Genomic DNA, 19018 nt, shown 5'->3' with positions numbered 1-19018 from the left:
ACTTCAACCGACGCCTGTCACTCGCGCCTGGAGTTCACACTTCAATCGGCGCCTGTAACTCGCACCCTTGCTGGGTTACTCTCTCAAAGACGATGCGCCATCGGCGCGTCGTCTTCTTCCATGCTTATCGATGATCCGGGGACCACGGGACGTCCGGCAAAACCGTTCATCATTCACATGGGCAACCTGCAAATCCAACACTCGATAGAGAGGGCCCCTCCGTCGTGCAATCAGACTATCTCGCCCATGACGCCATCGGCCTCGCCGAACTGGTCCGAAGCCGCGAAGCAAGCGCGCGCGAGTTGCTGGATATCGCGATCTCCCGCGCCGAGGCCGTCAATCCCGCCATCAACGCAATCGTCCTGAAGGACTATGACGCCGCGCGTCAGCGTGCCTCGCTCGACGATGCGAACAGAGCGAATGGCGCGATCCATGCGGACGGTGGAAGCGCGCAAGCCGCACTCGCGGGCGTGCCCTATCTGATCAAGGATCTGGGTGCAGCGGTTGCCGGGCTGCGCATGTCGATGGGCAGCCGCCACTATCGTCATTTCATTCCTACCCAGGACGCACCGGTTGTAGCACTCGCGAAAGCGGCGGGCCTCAACATCTTCGCCAAGACCAGTACCTCGGAACTTGGTCAGATGCCTTATACGGAGCCCGAACTGTTCGGCGCGTGCCGTAATCCGTGGAATCTCGACCACACGCCTGGCGGTTCAAGCGGCGGCGCGGCGGCCGCGGTCGCCGCGGGTATCGTGCCACTCGCCCATGCATCGGATGGCGGCGGCTCGATCCGCATTCCCGCGTCATGTTGCGGGTTGTTTGGCCTCAAGCCTTCTCGCGGACGTGTGCCGCGCGCGACGCCGACCGCCGCGGCCGGTGAACTCGGCATCGATCACGCAGTATCGCGCAGCGTGCGTGACAGCGCGCTGCTGCTCGATCTGTTGGCTGGCAATGCGGACAGACCGCTCGGGGCGCCGGGCACCTTCCTCGGTGCGAGCCGCGAGCCATGCAAGCCGCTGAACATTGCCTATGTCACCGATTCGATGCTGGCGCCGTCGCTCTCCGCCGACTCACGCGCCGCGCTCGAAGACGCTGCGCAACTCGCCAGCTCGCTAGGCCATAACATCGAACCGGTGTCGCTCGGCATCGATTTCGCGGCAGTCCGCCATGCGTTCCTGATGCTGTGGTCGGTGACGGCTGAAGAAATGGTGCTGAACGCTGATCGCATCACCGGCCGCAAGCCGCTGCGCGACGAATTCGAAATTTCCACGTGGGCCATGGCGCATGTCGGCCGCAAACTTGGCGAGCGTGGACTACCAGGCGCGTTCGAAGAACAGCGACGCATCACCGAACGCCTCACCGATTTGCTGAGCCGCTACGACGTGCTCCTGTGCGCGACGCTCGCCGGCGCCCCGATCAAGATCGGCGAAATGCAGCCGACCTCCGCCGAGCGCATGCAAATGCGCGCCGTTACCGCCATGCCGCTCGAACCCTTGCTGAAGAAGCTGCTGACCGAAGCGTCGAACAAGGCGTTCGCGTGGGCAGGATGCACCGAGTTGTTCAATTTGAGCGGACAACCGGCGATGTCGGTGCCGCTTTACTGGAACGCGCGCGGGCTGCCTGTTGGCGTGCAGTTCGCCGCGCGTAACGGCGGTGAAACCACGCTGTTGCGACTGGCCGCGCAGCTCGAAGCGGCGCGGCCGTGGTTCGACAAACGGCCGCCGTTGATGCAGGCGCGCAGCTAGAGGAAAGTGCGCCGCGGCGTTGCGGCGCATTTGCCGCGCCACTGCGCTTGCGTGCGGCCCAAACGTGATCAGGCCTTCTTGTTATATGCGCTGCACCAACCCGTGCTTGCGACCTGCTTGCCCGCAAACATCGGGCAGCCGGCGTAGGGGTCCGTCGCCTTACCCTGATAGAAGCTGCAATTGCCGCAGTCCTGGCCTGCCGCGTATTTCGCGAACTTCGCCTTGTCGACCTTGCTCGCGTCGGCCTTGTAGCCGAGTGCTTGCGCGGTCGGATCGGTCTCGGCGACTTTCGGTGCGTCGGCGAAAGCCTGGCGCGACAGCGCGAAGGTGGATGCCACACCAATGCTGGTGATCAAAAACGTACGACGGGAAGACTTCATGGGGATTAACTCCATTGTATTGAGCTGATCGCCGTTCTAGTGACAGCGCTTTCCAAGGATAGCAATGAAGCCGTCGCGCGTGAGGCCCCAAATGATAGAGATAACCGAATTTGTACTACCCCGCGCCCGAAAGTCGGGCGCGGAAGGCGGGTTGTTCACATGAAACGCGAACGCGACATGAGAGCCCGGGGAGGTGGCGGCTAAGCGCGCCCACGAAGTGTGGCCGCGAAAGTGTGCCCGTTAAGCGCGCCCGCTCAATTCGCAGACGCGCTGCGCGATCGCGAGCGACGCCGTCAATCCCGGCGACTCGATCCCGAACAGATTGACGAGCCCCCGCACGCCATGCGCGGCCGGACCTTGAATCACAAAGTCGGCGGCGGCCTCGCCCGGGCCGGAAAGCTTCGGACGAATCCCCGCATAGGCGGGCTGCAGGGCATCGTCCGGAAGCGCGGGCCAGTACGCGCGAATCGCCGCGTAAAAGGAATCGGCACGACGCGGATCGACGTCGTAATTGATCGCATCGACCCATTCGACGTCCGGACCGAAACGCGCCTGGCCGCCGAGATCGATCGTCAGATGCACGCCGAGACCGGCTTCGTTCGGCATCGGATAGATCAGGCGGCTGAACGGCGCGCGCCCCGAAATGCTGAAGTAATTGCCGCGCGCGAGATAAAGCGGCGGCACATGGCGCGCGTCCAGACCGCGAATCTTGCGTGCGAGCGCATTGGCCTGCAAACCGGCACTGTTGATCACGCAAGCCGCGCTGATCGTGGTTGGCGTGCTGCCGCCCACTTTGATGATGAAGCGGCCGTTGCTCGCTTCGATCGCCTCGACCGGCGCATGGAACGCACACACCGCGCCGTCACGCTCGGCGTCACCCTGAATCGCCAGCATCAACTGATGACTGTCGACGATACCCGTCTGCGGTGAGAACACCGCCTCTACGCATTCGAGCGCGGGCTCGAGCGCCTGAGCCTGGTCGCCGTCGATCCGCATCAGATCGAGCACGCCGTTGTCGCGGCCCTTCGCCATGATGCTTTCGAGCTGAGGAATCTGATTGCGCGAGGTGGCCACCAGCAGTTTGCCGCAACGCGAATGCGGCACGTTGTGCTCGACGCAGTAGTCATAGAGCAACTCGCGGCCGCGCACACAGAGCGCCGCTTTCAGCGAACCGCGCGGATAGTAGATTCCCGCGTGTATCACTTCGCTATTGCGCGAGCTGGTGCCCACGCCGATCGCTTCGGCCGCTTCCAGCACGATCACTTCGCGCCCGCGCGCCGCCAGTGCGCGTGCCACGGCGAGACCGACCACGCCTGCGCCGATCACTACACATTCGATTTGATCCATGTCCCTTGACGCGGCTGAACTCGCCGCGCGCTACCTCGTTCAGCCGATATCGATAAAGACAGGATGCGGCTATCGAAGACCGCACACCGCTCGCTGTCGAACGCACCCTGCCCTGATGGAACCGCTTTGCAAAATTCTACGACGCTGCACAGACAGAAATGCCCGCAGTCGAACGACTGCGGGCATTTCTGTCTTGAGCCAGTCTTGAACGTCTGGGCCTGAGAGAGCCAGTGTACGCCGTCGAAGGTCGCCGCGCTCGATTCTTCATGCGAGCGGGACAGCGCGTCGCGTGATTCGGTGACACGCAGCCGCACCTCGTGATTAGCAACAGTTGCCGAAGCATTCATCCTATTTTCGGTATAGACGCCCGATTTCATGCTAGAAAAAAGCCGTCCAGAAGGCAATTTCTGGCCAAAATCAGCCGAAAAACCTTAAAAACCGATCGGTTTTCGACGATTTCCGTAATCCAGCCGAATGTCAGCGCCGTCGATCTGATCGCGGCCGGCAATTCGCGCCGCGCCGAATCCATTCAGAATCGCGCGCCGCATTTCACGCGGCGATGCCCGCTTCAGCGCGTCGAGCGCCGCGTCGCCGAGCGTTTCGGGAAAGCGCAGACCCCAGTTATGCGCTGAGCGAATCTCGCCGTAGATCGATTGAGCGATACGTCGTGCGCCGTCATGATCCGGCGGCGGAATCTCGTAGACGTTCATCCGGTTCAGGATCGGCTCGGGAATCGAGCGCTCGTCGTTCGCGGTCGCGATCCAGATCACGTGGCCGGCATTGATCGGAATCTCGGCGAATTCGTCGGTGAAGGTTTGCGCAGTGTCGTGCTCGAGCAGCGCGTAAAGCGCGCCAAGCGGATCGTATTGCGAATCGCCACTGGCCTTGTCGATTTCGTCGACCGTGATCACGGGGTTCGCGTAGCTGCCGTTCACGAGCGCATCGAACACCTTGCCCGGCTTCGCGTTCTTCCATTGCGACGAGGCGCCCGAAAGAATCCACCCCGCCGTCAGCGAACTCATCGCCACGTATTGATAGGCGGTGCCGAGCAGGCGCGCCAACTGCTTGGCAAAGTGCGTCTTGCCGATGCCGGGGTCGCCGAGCAGCAGCATCGGCATCAGTTCGAGCCGGTCTTCGGTCTCGAGACACAGGGCGACCTGCTTGCGGATGTCGTCGAGCGGCGCTGAAAAATTGGGCAGCGCGTCGATCAGATCGTCGATCGACGGCATTCGGTTCGGCTTGACGCAGAATCGCAGATTGCCGGTTTTCAGCATCTTTTCGTAGGTGGTACGCAGCGCTTCGTTCGCGCCTTCGCCGAGATCGTTCAGCGCGGTCTCGACCTGATCGAGGTCGTACACTCGGCTGAAAGACGCCACGGCGATTTCCTGTTTGACCATTGCTGTTGTCATCGCTCACCCCGTCTGACTGGTCTTGCTGCGGCGGCGCCTCGCGGGCGCCGTTTCAAGTCCAGTGTAACGAGGCCATATTCGTGTGCAAGCCAGCAGTCGTGCGGCTCTGCTGCTAACAACGGCGTGTTGCCGGCGACGCCCGGAAGAAGTGCCCCTGAAGCATTCCTTGCCCCATCTGAAACGCTGTATTGCTGAACCCGGCCCCGTTTGACGTGTCAGAAAAGCGTTCCGCCCATCAGGCGTAAGATGGCCCTCTGACAACTCGGCCGGACGCAGTGACCGGAGAATCCTTTTATGTGGAAAACCAGTATCGTTGCCGTGCTAGCCACCGCGCTGTCCGGCACTTCGCTGCTCGCGAACGCGCAACAAGGGTCGACGCAGCAGGTCGTGCAATGGCAATTGCAGGTGATGCGCGACGGCCAGCAGATTGATTCGTTCGACGGCACCACCACCGTCGGCCAGGCGCGTACGGACACGCATCACAAGATGGTGCAGCATAACGTCGGCTGTAAAGACCAGCCTGGCGGCAGCATCGATCTGGCGCGCACGCTGACCGTCTCGCCGCTGCAGGCTGATGCAAACGCGGTCACGCTGTCGATCGAAGCTCAGGAAACCTTCGAGGAGGACACCGCGCGGCAAACCGATACCGGCTGCAAGCTGCCGCCGCAACCGCGTCAGGTCAGCGCGAGCCATCCGGGTCTGAGGGTGCCGGCCGGGCAGTGGGCCAGCTGGACGATCGTCGACAAGGACCCGAACCTGGTCTATCGCGTGCATGCGAGTCTTGCGAACAGCGCGAATTAACATCAACCCGCGCAAACCCGCGCGGATGGATGCGAATTGCGCAGGCAGCTCGAACCGAAGCGAAGAACCGAAGCCCCCAACAGAACACGTGGACAACGCGGCATGCGAAACCCAGAAGAATTGATCCGCGAGAGCGCAGCGCCCAAGGATTTCATTGCGGTGAGCTGGAACCTGCATAAGGGCCGCACACCGCTCGGCTTTCAGGCTTGGCAGGCCATGCAACGCTGGGTTCAGTCGACCCACGCGGACGCGTATTTTTTGCAGGAAGCGATGGCCCGGCGCATGCCCTCGCCGATCCTGGCAAGCAGTTTCGGCTCACCGCTCGCCGATCCGCTGAGCGATGTCTGGCATTGCCAGGCCACTGAAATCGCACGCGCGGCCGAACTCGAAATCGCGCTTGGGCCGAACGTGTTCAAACCGTCGTGGCGGCATGGCAATGCGATTTTGTCGCCGCATCCGCTCGATCTCGGCGGGCGCTGGGACATCTCCGCGCATCGTTTCGAAAAGCGCGGACTGCTGGTGGCGCGGGCGACCTTCGGCGGTCATTCGGTCACGTTGCTGTGCGCGCATCTCGCCCTCACGCGCTCGGCGCGCTTACGGCAGATGAACTGGATCGCGAACTGGATCGCGAAGGAAGCGCCGGAGGGTCCGCTGGTGCTGGCCGGCGACTTCAACGACTGGCGCAACGACTCCGTTCCGCTCTTCGCCGAGCACGGTCTGCAGGAAGTGGCGACACTGCTCGGCGAAGCGGGCCGCACGTTCCCGGCTTTCTCGCCGGCGCTCGCGCTCGACAAGATGTTCGTACGCGGCATGGAGCCGGTCGAATGGATCCAGCCGACGCAGGAGACTGCGTGGCTGTCGGATCATTTGCCGTATATGGCGCGGTTACGAGTCGAGTGAACTAGTCTCGACTCGGCGTCCACGTCAGCGCCGCGGCGATCTCCTCGCCCGGCTGCAACACGCAACCGCCTACGTGCTCCAGCATATCGACCGTGTTGAAGCAATCGGTGGTGTTCGTCACCGGTTCCACGCAGAGTTGTGCGTCGTTGGCGGGCGCAAATACCACCATGTGATCGAAGGGCGCATCGGCGGTCATCTTCAGCTGACGGTGTTCATCCGGCCATGCGATCGTCGCCTCGCGCGACCAGTTGGCGAAATTATTGTCGAGATCGAACGCGTCGGGCGACATGCCGTGACGCAGCGCCTCGACGGCGGGATGCGGGCCAAGATGCGTGGGCAGCACGTCGGCGTCGGCATGCCACATGCCTTGCACGTCGGCGTAAATGCGGGTCTGTGCGGTGCGTGGATAGTACGGGTGATGGCCCATGCCGAAGGGCATCGGCCGCTCGCTTAGATTCTGCGCGGACATCACGATACGCAGTGCGCCGTCGATCAACTCGATGCGTTGCTGCGCGCGATAACGAAACGGCCAGTCGCCGGGCTGCCGCGCATCCGGTTCGTGTTCGAAGTGCAATTCCACCGCGCTTTCCGTGCGCACTCCGACCTTCCATGGATGCCGCCACGCATTGCCATGTAGCGCGTGCGCAAAGTGCTGGTCATTGCCGCTCAGATCGACCGTGTCGCCGTCGAACTGGAAGCGTGCGTCGCGAATCCGGTTGCAGTAAGGAAAGAGCGGAAAGCTCGCCATGCGCAGCGGATCGCGTTCTTCGAATGCCGCCTGGGTGGCCGGCCGCAGCCAGTGCAGCGGGCCCGCGGACGTGATCTCGTAGTACGCGGCCAGTGCGCCGCCAATTTCAGGCGCGATCACGACTCGCATGGCGCCTGCCGTCAGCGTGACAAGCGTCCGTGCGATCACGGCGTCGTCGAGCCACGAGCGTTCGGTCGCGAGCGGCCGGAGCGAGTTCAGGGAAACGTCGCGCATGGTCAGAAAAGGCGGCGCCTCTGACGGAGGGCGGCAGCAACGCGCATCAATGTCTCCTATGACGTGCCGCGCACAGCACGCGGCTGGCGAACCGTCTGGGTCCGCGCGACCGAGAATCGCACGACAAAGCGCATCGGTCAATATTATTAGTAATAAATTTTGCCGAAGCTGGCCAGACTATGCGTCATCAGAACTCCCAAATGGCGGGTTAGCGCGCGTTGCCGCGCGCATATTATTAGTGGTACCGTCAGGACCACCCATGCCGCCGGCATGCTCCTGCTTTCGCGCCGCCGCGGCGCGGCCCGCACAATGAAAAAATCGACTCAACGCCGTCCCACCATGACCGACATCGCCAAGCTCACCGGCGTGTCGCAATCGACTGTCTCGCTGGTGCTGAACAACGCGACCGGCGCGAAATTCTCCGAGAGCACCCGCAACAAGGTGCTGAAGGCCGCGCACGATCTCGGCTACCGGCTTTCGCTGCGCGAACCGGTGTCCGCTTCGAACGATGAACGCAACCTGATCGTCTATCTGGCCGACGAAATCTCGACCAGTCCGCATCCGGTCGTCAACATCGACGGCGCGCGCGACGCCGCCTATGCGAGCGGCAAGATGCTCGCCGTCTATTCGACCCACGGCAATGCCGACATTGAAAAGCAGGTGCTCGACGCGACGCTGTCGAACCCGCATGTATTCGGCGTGGTCTACGCGACCGTCTACACCCGCAAGGTCACGCTGCCAGCGGCGCTCTCGCAGGTGCCGACCGTGCTGCTGAACTGCTACACGAGCGAGGGCGGGCTTTCATCGGTGGTGCCCGCCGAAGTCGCGGGCGGCCATCTGGCGACCGACTATCTGCTGCAGTCGGGGCATCGGCGAATTGGGTATATCAACGGCGAACCCTGGCAGGACGCCTCGAAAGACCGCCTCAAGGGCTACCGCACCGCGCTCGCCACCGCCGATCTGCCGTTCGCGCCGGAACTGGTGCGCGACGGCGACTGGAGCTCCGGTCTCGGCTTCGAACTGACGCTTTCGCTGATGCGCGAAGGCAATCCGCCCACCGCGATTTTTTGCGCCAACGACCTGACCGCCATCGGCGCGATCGAGGCGCTGAAACAGCTCGGTCATCGCGTCCCCGAAGACGTGTCGGTGCTCGGTTACGACGACCAGGAAATCGCCCGCCATACGCATCCGCCGCTCTCGACCGTGGTTTTGCCGAACTACGAATTGGGACGCTGGGCCGTCGAAACCCTGCTGCAAGAGGAGCAAAACCGCGCCGCCGGCGCGCCGGTGCGGCATCGTATGGTCAAGCTCGATGGTCCGCTTGTCGAACGCGCGTCGGTCAGGGTAATTACCGAGGCAAAAAAGCCAATAATTAATATTATTAGTGATTGACCGATAATAATTCTGAGTGGAATAATCGGCACGTCCGGTCATGGCGAAACAGCGCCGGCCGGCAGGAGAAACACTAAAAGCAAATACACCTACCTCACCAGGTACTGGAGGAAGACAATGGCGTCGCTCAACACGCAGTCGCGCAGGCACGTGCGCAAGCAGCAGATTCGTCCGCTGGCAGGTTCGCTGCTGGCTCTGGCCATCGGTTTCGGCGTCGCCACGGCGCACGCTGACGACGCGCTGCCGAAGCTGTCCACCAAGACTCCGCTGAAGGTCGGCTTCGCGCAGACTGAAAGCAACAACCCGTGGCGTCTCGCGGAAACCAAAAGCTTCAAGGACATCGCCGCGAAGTGCGGCTGGCAGTTGGTCATGACCGACGCCAACAGTTCGAACTCCAAGCAGGTCTCGGACATCCAGAACATGATCGCGCAGCACGTCGATCTGCTGGTGTTCCCGCCGCGCGAAGAAAAACCGCTTGCGCCGATCGTGCTGCAAGCTAAAAAGGCCGGCATTCCGGTAATCCTGGTCGACCGCGACGTCGATCAGTCGGTGGCTAAGGCGGGCCGCGACTACATCACCTTCATCGGCTCGGACTTCATCGATCAGGGCCATCGCGCCGCTGACTGGCTCGTCAAGGCGACCGGCGGCAAGGCGAAGATCATCGAACTCGAAGGCACCACCGGCGCTTCCGCGGCGAACGATCGCAAGAAAGGCTTCGACGAAATCATCGCGAAAAATCCGGGCATGACGATCATCGCTTCGCAAAGCGGCGACTTCGCACGCGACAAGGGTCGTCAGGTGATGGAAACGCTGTTGCAGGCGCATCCGGACGTGACCGCCGTTTACGCGCATAACGACGAAATGGCACTCGGCGCGATTGCCGCGATCAAGGCAGCCGGCAAGCAGCCGGGCAAGGACATCCAGATCGTCACGATCGACGGCACCAAGGGCGGCATGGACGCGATCGCCGCCGGCGAACTTGGCGCGAGCGTGCAGTCGAGCCCGTTCTTCGGCCCGCTCGCCTGCGACGTCGCACAGCGTTACGCGAAGGGCGAAAAGATCCCGACGTGGGTCAAGGTGTCCGACCGCTTCTACGACAAGAGCAACGTGCAGCAGAACATGCAGTACGGCTATTGATAGCGAAACGATAGCGCAACACCGCAGCCTCGCAGGACGTCCCCGCTCCAAATCAGTCTCCTCGGGGGGTGGGCGACGGGAAGGGTTCGGAGCGACGCGTTCGTGGCAGCACGGGCCGTCGCTTCGCTTTTATGCGGCGTAACATGGGTCGGCATGATTCGACGATGCGCCTCTGCATGGAAGCCCGAACCAATCGCCATAGCAGCTCGCACGTGCCACGCATGCAGCACATGAAGCAGCACACGCATCAGGAGGACACCCGTGACGGAATCCGCCAAAGAAACGCCACACTCTCCCCTCACCCGTTCGCCGCTGCTGGAGATGCAGGACATCGGCATCAGCTTCGGCGGCGTACCCGCGTTGCGCAGCGCCAATCTGAGCGTCGCGGCCGGCGAAGTGCATGCGCTGATCGGCCAGAACGGCGCCGGCAAATCGACCATGATCAAGATCCTGACCGGCGCGTATCGGCGCGGCTCGGGCACGGTGCGCTTCGAGGGCCAGGAAATCGATTTCCGCACGCCTAAACAGGCGCGCGAAGCCGGCATCAGCACGATCTATCAGGAGATCAATCTGGTGCCGTTCCGCTCGGTGGCGGAGAACATTTTCCTCGGCCGCGAACCGCGCCGTTTCGGCCTGATCGACTGGCGCGCGGTGCAGCAGCGCGCCGCCGCCCTGCTCGAATCGTTCGGCTTGCAGATCGATGTGAAGAAACCGGTCAGCCGCTATTCGACCGCGATCCAGCAGATGGTGGCGCTGGCACGCGCCGTGTCGTCGGATGCGAAGATGGTCATCATGGACGAGTCCACCTCGTCGCTCGATGAACGCGAAGTGGAATTGCTCTTCACCGTGGTGCGCAAACTGCGCGACGACGGCCGCGCGGTGATCTTCGTCTCGCACCGGCTCGACGAACTGTATGCGCTATGCGACCGCGTCACCGTGATGCGCGACGGCCAGACAGTCGCGCAAAGCACGATGGCGGACATGGACAAGCTGCAACTCGTCACCACCATGCTCGGCCGCACGCTTGCCGCCGTCGTGCACGACGACACCGCCGCACGCGAAGCGAATCTGGCGCGGCGCGGCAAGCTGGCGATCGCGGCGAGCCACCTCAGCACGCACCCGAAGGTGAGCGACGTCTCGCTCGAAGTCCATGCGGGCGAAGCGGTGGGTCTCGCCGGCCTGCTCGGCTCGGGCCGCACCGAAACCATGCGCCTGATGTTCGGCGCCGATCCTCTCGAACAAGGTTCCTTGTCGATCGGCGGCGAGACGGTGGCGCTGAAGTCGCCGCAGGATGCGATCGCGCGTGGCCTCGCTTACCTGACCGAGGACCGCAAAGCCGAAGGCATCGTCCCCGAGCTCTCGGTGCGCGATAACCTCACGCTGGTCTGCTTGCGCACGTTGGCGAAACACGGCGTGGTCGACGTGAAGAAACAGCAGGCGATCGTCGACCGGTTCATTGCGTCGCTCGGCATTAAGCTGCGCTCGCCGGATCAGCCGATTCGCGAACTCTCCGGCGGCAATCAGCAGAAGGTTTTACTGGCGCGTTGGCTCGCCGCCGAACCGTCGCTGCTGCTGCTCGACGAACCGACGCGGGGCATCGACGTCGGCGCCAAAGCCGACGTGGCGAAAATCGTGCGTGAATTGCGCGACGCGGGTCTCGCCGTGCTGTTGTCCGCATCGGAACTCGAAGAACTGACGGCGGTGGCCGACCGCGCGGTGGTGATTCGCGACGGCCGCACTGTCGCCGAACTGAATGGCGCCGACATGAGCGAGACCGCGATCATGGACGCCATCGCCTACGGCAGCGAAGGCCAGTCGCAATTGGCCGAAGCCGCCCAGTCCGCCCATATCGAAGACGCGTTGGAGGGCGACCGTCATGGCGCTTAAGTTGCACACCGAGTCGCTGCACCACGAAACCGCAGCGCCGCTGCCGGCCACCGTCGCGCCGCGCGCCACGGCCGCGTCGACGGTGAAGAAATGGCGGCACCTGGCCATGCAACGCGAAGTGATCGTGCTGCTCGCGATGGTGCTCTTCAACCTGATCTTCACCCCGCACTTCTGGTCGCTGCAAACCTTCAACGTCAACATGACGCAGGTGGTGACGATCGTGATCGTCGGCATCGGCATGACGCTGGTGGTGGCGACGGGCGGCATCGACCTGTCGGTGGGCGCGTCGATGGCGATCTCGGGCGCGCTGGCGCCCATGCTGTTCCTGAACATTCCGGGGCCGGGCGGCATTGCGCTCGCGTTCGTGCTGCCGGTGCTGGCGGCGGCCCTGTGCGGCGTCTTCAACGGTTTGCTGGTGACGAGGCTATCCGTCCAGCCGATTGTCGCGACGCTGGTGCTGTTCATCGCCGGGCGCGGTATCGCCCAGGTCGTCACGGATGGCAGCTTGCAGGCGTTCAACACGCCCGCGTTTCAGTGGATCGCATTGGGCAAGGTCGCCGGCGTGCCGTTCCAGGTGCTGCTGATGCTTGCGCTGGTCGTGCTGTTCGCGTGGATCGTGCGCAAGACCCTGTTTGGCCAGTACCTGTTGATCACCGGCGGCAACGAAAAGGCCGCCTATCTGTGCGGTGTGCCGACGGCCACTGTGAAGCTGATCGCCTACACGCTCTGCGCCGCGCTCGCGGGCCTGGCGGGTCTGATCTCGATCTCGGTGAATTCGTCGTCCGATGCGAACGTGGTGGGGCTCGGCGTCGAACTCGACGCGATCGCCGCGGTGGCGGTCGGCGGCACGGCGCTGACGGGCGGCAAGGCGTATATCGGCGGCACGCTGATCGGCGCGCTGATCATCCAGTTGCTGCGCTATACGCTGCTCGCGCACGGCATTCCCGATGCGGCGGCGTTGGTGGTGAAGGCCGGCATCATCGTCGCCGCAGTGTATGTGCAGCGACGCTCGCGCTAACCCTCACGCTTCAGGGACCCTCCCGGATTCGATGCGATGAAAAAGAACCTTCCTATCCTGCTTGCTCTCGTCGCGCTGATCGTGCTCGGCCTCGTGCGCTACGACCATTTCGGCTCGGCCTACAACATCACATCCTTCTGGCGCTACAACTCGATGTTCGCGCTGATCTCGATCGGCATGGCCTTTGTGATCATCACGGGCGGCATCGATCTCTCGGTGGGCACCGTGGCCGCGCTGGCGAGCGTCGTCGCCGCGTTGACCAGCGTCTATGGCGGCTGGGTTGCCGTCTTAGCCGGTTGCGCGGCAGGCATGGCTGTCGGCGTGCTCAACGGTCTGATCATCACGCGGCTGAAAATCCTGCCCTTCATCGTGACGCTCGCGACCAGCCTCGGCGCGCACGGCGTCGCGCTGCTGCTCGGCAAGAACGACGCGGTGTCGATTGCCGCCGATTCGAACTTCGGCAACTTTGGTCAAGGCGATCTGTTCGGACTGCCGATCCCGGGGATCGTGGCAGTGGTCGCCGCTATGGCCGGCTGGCTCGCGCTGCGCAGCACGCGCTTCGGGCGGCATTCGCTGGCAATTGGCGGCAGCGAGGAAGCGGCGCGGCTGATGGGCCTGAACGTCGACCGGACGCTAGTTATGGCTTATGCGGTAAGCGGCCTGCTCGCCGGCATGGCGGGCGTGATCCTCGCCGCGCAGTTCGGCGCCGGTCAGCCGAACGAAGGCGTCGGCTGGGAGCTGTTCGCGATTTCGGCGGTGGTGCTCGGCGGCACCTTGCTCACCGGCGGCGAAGGCTCGATTGCGATGACGATTGCCGGCGTGCTTCTGCTCGGTCTCGTGTTCAACCTGCTGAATTTCGAAAATGGGCTTGGGTTTATCAGCTTGTCGGCGTACTGGCAGTCGGTGATTCGCGGTGTGTTCCTGCTGCTGGTGATCGTGCTGCAAGCGCGAGTGTTGAAACAGCGTGGGAAGAAGCGCGAGACGGCCCCGGCGTGATCAAAGCATAAAACGCGGCAAACCCTATACCGCAGCGACTCCCGGCGATTTTAGCGGCCACCCCGCCACCTTTGTGTACCAACACCGCACGGTGCGACAGCGCGAGCAAAAGTGAATCCGCCTGCTCGGCGCGTCGCGCCTCGACGGTCCAGTTTCCGCACCTTCCGCTCCAATTTCCTGTGCTTTTGCCAGTTTTATCAGCAGGGTCAATGCTGCGGCGCACGGCGGGTTTCGGTATCATCCTGAAAATGTTGCCCGCGCGGCGCGCCTATCCGGCGCATGCCGGACAGCCGATGGCAGCCGCCCTGCGCGGCTTTCGCCCATCGCCGAACCCTTGTTGAAGCGTGGCTGCAGGCCCGCCAATGTACTTCGCGGCGCCGCTCGTACCAACACCGGCGCCAACGCTTCCAGGTCCGGTACCCCGCTTCACCACGCTCAACCGCCGTGCCGCAGCCCTCGGGCAGCGGGCGCGGTAAAATAGCGGATTGCGCGTGATTCCCGACCTCGGGTTAGCGCAGCATTGCCCTTGCCGTGCCGGCCGGCTAAAACGACTGGCCGCCTTTGTTTTCGCACTATCCAAGAAGCCATGAGCAACCTGAATTCACAAACCGTCCTGAGCGTCCACCACTGGACCGATACGCTTTTCAGCTTCACCTGCACGCGCGATCCGTCGTTCCGTTTCGAAAACGGCCAGTTCACGATGGTGGGCCTCGAAGTCGACGGCAAGCCGCTGATTCGCGCCTACAGTCTCGCGAGTGCGAACTACGAAGAGCACCTCGAATTCCTGAGCATCAAGGTGCAGGACGGCCCGCTCACGTCGCGCTTGCAGCATCTGAAGGTCGGCGACGAAGTCCTGATCGGCAAGAAGCCGGTCGGCACGCTGATGGCCGACAACCTGTTGCCCGGCAAGACGCTGTGGCTGCTGTCCACCGGTACGGGTCTCGCACCGTTCATGTCCATCATCAAGGATCCGGACATTTACGACCGCTACGAGCGCGTGGTCCTGACGCACACCTGCCGTTTCGTCGACGAGCTGGCGTACAAGGAATACATCACGGATCACCTGCCGGCGCACGAGCATCTAGGCGAGCTGGTTCAGGAAAAGCTGCTGTATTACCCGACCGTGACGCGTGAAGCGTTCCAGAACCGCGGCCGCATCACCGAACTGATCGAAACCGAAAAGCTGTTCGCCGACCTCGGCGTGCCGGGCTTCTCGCTAGAAGACGACCGGGTGATGCTGTGCGGCAGCCCGCACATGCTGCGCGACACGCGCAAGCTACTCGACGACCTGGGCTTCCAGGAAGGCAGCAACAACGCGCCGGGCCACTATGTGGTCGAAAAGGCCTTCGTGGGCTAAGCGCGCGTTCCAGATTGAGCGGCTCGCGCCGCCTGATAGCAGAAAAGGAGCCTTCGGGCTCCTTTTTTATTGTCAGTTACAAATCAGCGCCATTGTTCTAACATTTAATGTCGGCATTCTTCCTACAAATAGGCCGCTGGCCGACATCAACCATTGCATGAAATATAGACGCTAACCCTTGGTGCGCCTGCATTTATTCTTTTTATGAGATATCATCGCGGCGCACGAACAGGTGTTTGACATCTCGGTCGTGGGGTGACCGTTTTGTTACCGAATGTAAATTTCGTTACACCACGCTGTAGCGATTTGTCCTTCGCGCGCACAACGCGCCAAGGACATCACTCGAGGCCAGAGACTCGCATGCGTTCTTTTGTCTTCGCGTCGCCGATGCGCAACCGTTTCGCCGTCCACACCGCTTCCTGAGAGGGAAAGTCATGGAAACGTCGACTGTCGTCCCGTTCAGCACCCACAATGCGTCTGCTCCCGCCTACACGGCGCCGCAATCCGCTGCTGAGCGGGAACTCGCGCTACTGCGCGCTCGCGTGCGCGAACTGTCTGCCGAACTCGTTCAGGCGCAGGAAGCTGCCTGCCGTCATGTGGCGCGCGAGTTGCACGACGGCGTGGGTGCCGAACTGACGGCAACGCGCTTCGCGCTTGCCGGCGTCGAAACCTGGCTGCCCGCCAATGCGCCGTCGCAGTGCGCCGCCGCGCTCGCCGTCGCGAATCGTTCGCTCGACGCCGTGTACGCCGCGAGCCGCCAGGCCGTCGCGGAATTGCATGCGCCGTCGCTCGAAGCGGGGATCGTCGGGGCGCTGGCGCAATGGACCGGCGATTTCGCCGCGCGCACGAACCTGCGCACGAGTTTCGTTTGCGCCGCCGATGTGCGCCTGACCCGCTTGCCCACCGACGCGGCGCTGGCCGTGTTCCGGGTCGCCCAGGAAGCGCTGAACAATATTGCCAAGCACGCCCGCGCCGAATCCGCCGACATGCGGATCGAAGCCGGCCGCCGTCACCTGACGCTGATCGTCGGCGACGACGGCATCGGCGTAACGCGCAACGCCCGCAGCCGTCGCGGCCATTTCGGCCTGAGCGGGATGCAGGCGCGCTGCGCCGCCTTCGATGGCACGTTGCGGATCAGCGCCCGGCGAGGCGCCTCATCCCGTGGCGACAGCGGCAAAGCGCCGCGCGGCACGATCGTGCGGGCACGCTTTGCATGGGATGCGATGCTGGCCCTCGCGCCGGGCGCCGAACGTCGCGTGCTGCAATCGTGAGCACGCCATCATGAGCTTGCGCATCCTGCTCGTCGACGACCACGCGGTGGTTCGCCAGGGCGTCCGCCAATTGCTGCTCGACCGCGGCGTGGCGCGCGAAGTGACCGAGGCGCAAAGCGGCGCCGAAGCGCTCGAGGCTGTCGCCCACGACAGTTACGACGTGGTGCTGCTCGACATTTCGCTGCCCGACATGAATGGCGTCGAAGTGCTCAAGCGCCTGAAGCGCAAAGCGCCGCGCGTGGCCGTGCTGATGTTCTCGATGTACCGCGAGGATCAGTACGCCGTACGCGCGCTGAAGGCCGGCGCCGTCGGCTACCTGTCGAAAACCGTCGACGCCGCCCAGATGATCGGCGCGATCCAGCAGGTTGCGGCGGGCCGCAAATACGTCAGCCCGGCTATGGCCGAAGCGCTGGCGGACTATGTCTCTTTCGATGGCGAACAATTGCCGCACGAAAAGCTCTCCGACCGCGAATACCAGACGCTATGCATGCTCGCATCCGGTAAGCGACTGACGGATATCGCCATGGCGCTATCGCTATCGGTGAAGACGGTCAGCGTGTACCGCACGCGACTGCTCGAGAAAATGAAGCTACGCAATAACGCCGAACTGACGTTCTATGTGATGAGCAACCGTCTCGTCGATCTGAATCCGGCGATGGCCGGCTGACCGTCACTTACCGTGATGGTTGAATAGCGCGCTTGCCTGCAACCTGACTGCACGGGAGCGAGTTCCTCGATTTGGGACGTGCAGCGGGCGGGCGAAAGCGTTTCGGCCGCTTTTCCTGCTCAGACAAAACGCCGTATCCAAGGGGCTTCAGCCACGCATGTTCCGGCTTCCCCTGCGACGATGAAAACACCGTCCCAAAATGGTGCAGCGGCGTGCTTCCGTTAAAATCCAGGGTTTCCCCGACATTCGGCGCGCAAGATGCGTGCACTACTGGAGACCCACCGCCAATGTCCCTGTTCCGCAAAAAGAGCGTCGAGCACATGATTGCCGCGAGCGCTCAGAACGCCGGCCTGAAGAAAGCGCTCGGCGCGCTCGATCTGACTTTCCTCGGCGTCGGCGCCATTATCGGCACCGGCATTTTCGTGCTGACCGGCACGGGCGCCGTTCAGGCCGGTCCGGCGCTGATGGTCTCGTTCCTGATCGCGGCGGTTGCCTGCGGGTTCGCGGCGCTCGCCTATGCCGAGTTCGCGTCGACCATTCCGGTCGCCGGATCCATCTACACGTATTCGTATGCGACGCTCGGGGAACTGGCTGCGTGGATCATCGGCTGGGATTTGATGCTCGAGTATGGGCTGGCAACTTCGGCGGTATCGGTCGGCTGGTCGGGCTATCTGCAATCGCTGCTGTCAGGCTTCGGGGTGAGCTTGCCGGTTGCGCTGACGGCGGCTCCGGGCGCCTTGCCGGGGCATGAGACCTGGTTCAACCTGCCTGCTTTCCTGGTGATGATGGCGATTACGGCATTGTTGTCGCTCGGCGTGCGTGAGTCCGCGCGGATCAACAACATCATGGTGGCGATCAAGGTGATCGTGGTGCTGCTGGTGATCGGCGTGGGTGTGTTCCACGTGACCCCGGCGAACTGGCATCCGTTCATGCCGAACGGCTGGAACGGCGTGTTCGGCGCGGCGGCGGTGATGTTCTTCGCGTTTATCGGTTTCGATTCGGTGTCTTCCGCGGCGGAAGAGGTGAAGGACCCTAAGCGCGATTTGCCGATTGGGATCATTGCGTCGTTGGGGGTGTGTGCGGTGTTGTACGTAGCCGTGGCGGCTGTGGTTACCGGTATTGTGCCGTCGGCGCAGTTCGCGAATATTTCGCATCCGGTGTCGTATGCATTGCAGGTGGCGGGTCAGAAGTGGGTCGCGGGCTTTATCGACCTGGGCGCGGTGCTGGGCATGCTGACGGTGATTCTGGTGATGGCGTACGGTCAGACGCGTGTGATCTTCGCGATGTCGCGGGATGGGTTGTTGCCTGCGCGGCTTTCCCGTGTGCATCCGAAGTTTGCTACGCCGTTCTTCACGACGTGGCTGGTGGGGATTTTCTTCGGATTGATTGGCGCGCTGGTGCCGTTGAATGTGCTGGCTGAGTTGATCAATATCGGCACATTGGCTGCGTTTTCGATGGTGTCGATTGCGGTTCTTGTTTTGCGGAAGACGCATCCTGAGTTGCCGCGGGCGTTTCGGTGCCCTGGCGTGCCGGTGGTGCCGGTGTTGGCTGTCGCCTCTTGTCTGTTTTTGATGGCTAACCTTCAGGCGGTGACGTGGGTGGCGTTTGTGGTTTGGCTGCTCATTGGGATGGTTATTTATTTTGGGTATTCGCGGCGTCATTCGAAGTTGGCGAAATAAATTAAAAGGGTGGGTTTTTGCCTGCGCGGCGCTTGTTTCTGTTTGCCTAC

Annotated in this window: 16 protein-coding genes; 12 read left to right on the top strand and 4 right to left on the bottom strand. The window is 62.9% G+C overall.

The genetic code is table 11. The features are described 5' to 3' along the window. Positions 1 to 224 precede the first annotated feature (224 nt). On the top strand, positions 225 to 1745 hold the full coding sequence (locus PQR53_RS35080) for an amidase (RefSeq protein WP_408464595.1): 1521 nt from the start codon (positions 225 to 227) through the stop codon (positions 1743 to 1745). Positions 1746 to 1813: 68 nt separating this feature from the next. Here the strand turns inward: PQR53_RS35080 and PQR53_RS35075 are convergent, their stop codons facing one another. From PQR53_RS35075 to PQR53_RS35065, 3 genes are all read right to left on the bottom strand, one after another. Continuing rightward, the gene (locus tag PQR53_RS35075) at positions 1814 to 2125 is read right to left on the bottom strand and encodes a high-potential iron-sulfur protein (protein WP_408194241.1); all 312 of its coding nucleotides are present in this window, start codon (positions 2123 to 2125) and stop codon (positions 1814 to 1816) included. 240 nt (positions 2126 to 2365) lie between these two features. Further along, positions 2366 to 3472, bottom strand: a complete 1107-nt coding sequence (locus PQR53_RS35070; RefSeq protein ID WP_408464593.1) for an NAD(P)/FAD-dependent oxidoreductase — start codon at positions 3470 to 3472, stop codon at positions 2366 to 2368. A 431-nt stretch (positions 3473 to 3903) separates the two neighbouring features. Then, positions 3904 to 4881, bottom strand: coding sequence for an AAA family ATPase (locus PQR53_RS35065; RefSeq protein ID WP_408464591.1), 978 nt, complete (start codon positions 4879 to 4881; stop codon positions 3904 to 3906). 294 nt (positions 4882 to 5175) lie between these two features. Here PQR53_RS35065 and PQR53_RS35060 point away from each other — a divergent pair, with 294 nt between their 5' ends. Together PQR53_RS35060 and PQR53_RS35055 are read left to right on the top strand one after the other, a co-directional pair. After that, on the top strand, positions 5176 to 5682 hold the full coding sequence (locus tag PQR53_RS35060; RefSeq protein ID WP_408464589.1) for a hypothetical protein: 507 nt from the start codon (positions 5176 to 5178) through the stop codon (positions 5680 to 5682). A gap of 102 nt (positions 5683 to 5784) precedes the next feature. Continuing rightward, positions 5785 to 6582, top strand: a complete 798-nt coding sequence (locus tag PQR53_RS35055; protein ID WP_408464587.1) for an endonuclease/exonuclease/phosphatase family protein — start codon at positions 5785 to 5787, stop codon at positions 6580 to 6582. Between the two features lies 1 nt (position 6583). Here PQR53_RS35055 and PQR53_RS35050 read toward each other — a convergent pair whose 3' ends face one another. Beyond that, a complete protein-coding gene (locus PQR53_RS35050) occupies positions 6584 to 7564 on the bottom strand; it encodes an aldose 1-epimerase (protein ID WP_408464585.1) in 981 nt (326 codons plus the stop codon). Between the two features lie 339 nt (positions 7565 to 7903). Here PQR53_RS35050 and PQR53_RS35045 point away from each other — a divergent pair, with 339 nt between their 5' ends. From PQR53_RS35045 to bcaP, 9 genes are all read left to right on the top strand, one after another. Further along, positions 7904 to 8956: a LacI family DNA-binding transcriptional regulator gene (locus PQR53_RS35045; RefSeq protein WP_408464662.1), complete on the top strand. Its 1053-nt coding sequence runs from the start codon at positions 7904 to 7906 to the stop codon at positions 8954 to 8956. 117 nt (positions 8957 to 9073) lie between these two features. Further along, a complete protein-coding gene (locus PQR53_RS35040; RefSeq protein ID WP_408464583.1) occupies positions 9074 to 10093 on the top strand; it encodes an ABC transporter substrate-binding protein in 1020 nt (339 codons plus the stop codon). A 321-nt stretch (positions 10094 to 10414) separates the two neighbouring features. Further along, the gene (locus tag PQR53_RS35035; RefSeq protein ID WP_408464660.1) at positions 10415 to 11980 is read left to right on the top strand and encodes a sugar ABC transporter ATP-binding protein; all 1566 of its coding nucleotides are present in this window, start codon (positions 10415 to 10417) and stop codon (positions 11978 to 11980) included. Beyond that, positions 11970 to 12998: an ABC transporter permease gene (locus tag PQR53_RS35030; RefSeq protein ID WP_408464581.1), complete on the top strand. Its 1029-nt coding sequence runs from the start codon at positions 11970 to 11972 to the stop codon at positions 12996 to 12998. Before PQR53_RS35035 ends, PQR53_RS35030 begins: the two co-directional genes overlap by 11 nt. Before the next feature lie 36 nt (positions 12999 to 13034). Then, positions 13035 to 13994, top strand: coding sequence for an ABC transporter permease (locus PQR53_RS35025; RefSeq protein WP_408464579.1), 960 nt, complete (start codon positions 13035 to 13037; stop codon positions 13992 to 13994). Positions 13995 to 14580: 586 nt separating this feature from the next. Beyond that, positions 14581 to 15351 (top strand): ferredoxin--NADP reductase, encoded by a 771-nt coding sequence (locus tag PQR53_RS35020; RefSeq protein ID WP_074285705.1) that lies wholly within the window; start codon positions 14581 to 14583, stop codon positions 15349 to 15351. A gap of 434 nt (positions 15352 to 15785) precedes the next feature. Then, positions 15786 to 16622, top strand: coding sequence for a sensor histidine kinase (locus PQR53_RS35015; RefSeq protein ID WP_408464577.1), 837 nt, complete (start codon positions 15786 to 15788; stop codon positions 16620 to 16622). Positions 16623 to 16632: 10 nt separating this feature from the next. Further along, the gene (gene rqpR, locus PQR53_RS35010) at positions 16633 to 17289 is read left to right on the top strand and encodes a response regulator transcription factor RqpR (RefSeq protein ID WP_408464575.1); all 657 of its coding nucleotides are present in this window, start codon (positions 16633 to 16635) and stop codon (positions 17287 to 17289) included. A gap of 287 nt (positions 17290 to 17576) precedes the next feature. Then, a complete protein-coding gene (gene bcaP / locus PQR53_RS35005; RefSeq protein ID WP_408464573.1) occupies positions 17577 to 18968 on the top strand; it encodes a branched-chain amino acid transporter BcaP in 1392 nt (463 codons plus the stop codon). Positions 18969 to 19018: the final 50 nt, after the last annotated feature.

Source organism: Paraburkholderia fungorum (genome assembly GCF_046027605.1).
In the GTDB taxonomy this organism is placed as follows: Bacteria; Pseudomonadota; Gammaproteobacteria; order Burkholderiales; family Burkholderiaceae; genus Paraburkholderia; species Paraburkholderia fungorum_F.
The sequence above is the reverse complement of the archived record's forward strand: the minus strand, read 5'-3'. Positions and strand labels throughout refer to the sequence as shown.

What these genes read in the sequence shown, in the direction of transcription:
- PQR53_RS35020 (WP_074285705.1), top strand. Translation starts at nt 14,581, where the DNA reads ATGAGCAACCTGAATTCACAAACCGTCCTGAGCGTCCACCACTGGACC.
- PQR53_RS35030 (WP_408464581.1), top strand. Translation starts at nt 11,970, where the DNA reads ATGGCGCTTAAGTTGCACACCGAGTCGCTGCACCACGAAACCGCAGCG.
- PQR53_RS35040 (WP_408464583.1), top strand. Translation starts at nt 9,074, where the DNA reads ATGGCGTCGCTCAACACGCAGTCGCGCAGGCACGTGCGCAAGCAGCAG.
- PQR53_RS35015 (WP_408464577.1), top strand. Translation starts at nt 15,786, where the DNA reads ATGGAAACGTCGACTGTCGTCCCGTTCAGCACCCACAATGCGTCTGCT.
- PQR53_RS35065 (WP_408464591.1), bottom strand. Translation starts at nt 4,881, where the DNA reads ATGACAACAGCAATGGTCAAACAGGAAATCGCCGTGGCGTCTTTCAGC.
- PQR53_RS35060 (WP_408464589.1), top strand. Translation starts at nt 5,176, where the DNA reads ATGTGGAAAACCAGTATCGTTGCCGTGCTAGCCACCGCGCTGTCCGGC.
- PQR53_RS35045 (WP_408464662.1), top strand. Translation starts at nt 7,904, where the DNA reads ATGACCGACATCGCCAAGCTCACCGGCGTGTCGCAATCGACTGTCTCG.
- PQR53_RS35025 (WP_408464579.1), top strand. Translation starts at nt 13,035, where the DNA reads ATGAAAAAGAACCTTCCTATCCTGCTTGCTCTCGTCGCGCTGATCGTG.
- PQR53_RS35070 (WP_408464593.1), bottom strand. Translation starts at nt 3,472, where the DNA reads ATGGATCAAATCGAATGTGTAGTGATCGGCGCAGGCGTGGTCGGTCTC.
- rqpR (WP_408464575.1), top strand. Translation starts at nt 16,633, where the DNA reads ATGAGCTTGCGCATCCTGCTCGTCGACGACCACGCGGTGGTTCGCCAG.
- PQR53_RS35035 (WP_408464660.1), top strand. Translation starts at nt 10,415, where the DNA reads ATGCAGGACATCGGCATCAGCTTCGGCGGCGTACCCGCGTTGCGCAGC.
- bcaP (WP_408464573.1), top strand. Translation starts at nt 17,577, where the DNA reads ATGTCCCTGTTCCGCAAAAAGAGCGTCGAGCACATGATTGCCGCGAGC.
- PQR53_RS35055 (WP_408464587.1), top strand. Translation starts at nt 5,785, where the DNA reads ATGCGAAACCCAGAAGAATTGATCCGCGAGAGCGCAGCGCCCAAGGAT.
- PQR53_RS35075 (WP_408194241.1), bottom strand. Translation starts at nt 2,125, where the DNA reads ATGAAGTCTTCCCGTCGTACGTTTTTGATCACCAGCATTGGTGTGGCA.
- PQR53_RS35050 (WP_408464585.1), bottom strand. Translation starts at nt 7,564, where the DNA reads ATGCGCGACGTTTCCCTGAACTCGCTCCGGCCGCTCGCGACCGAACGC.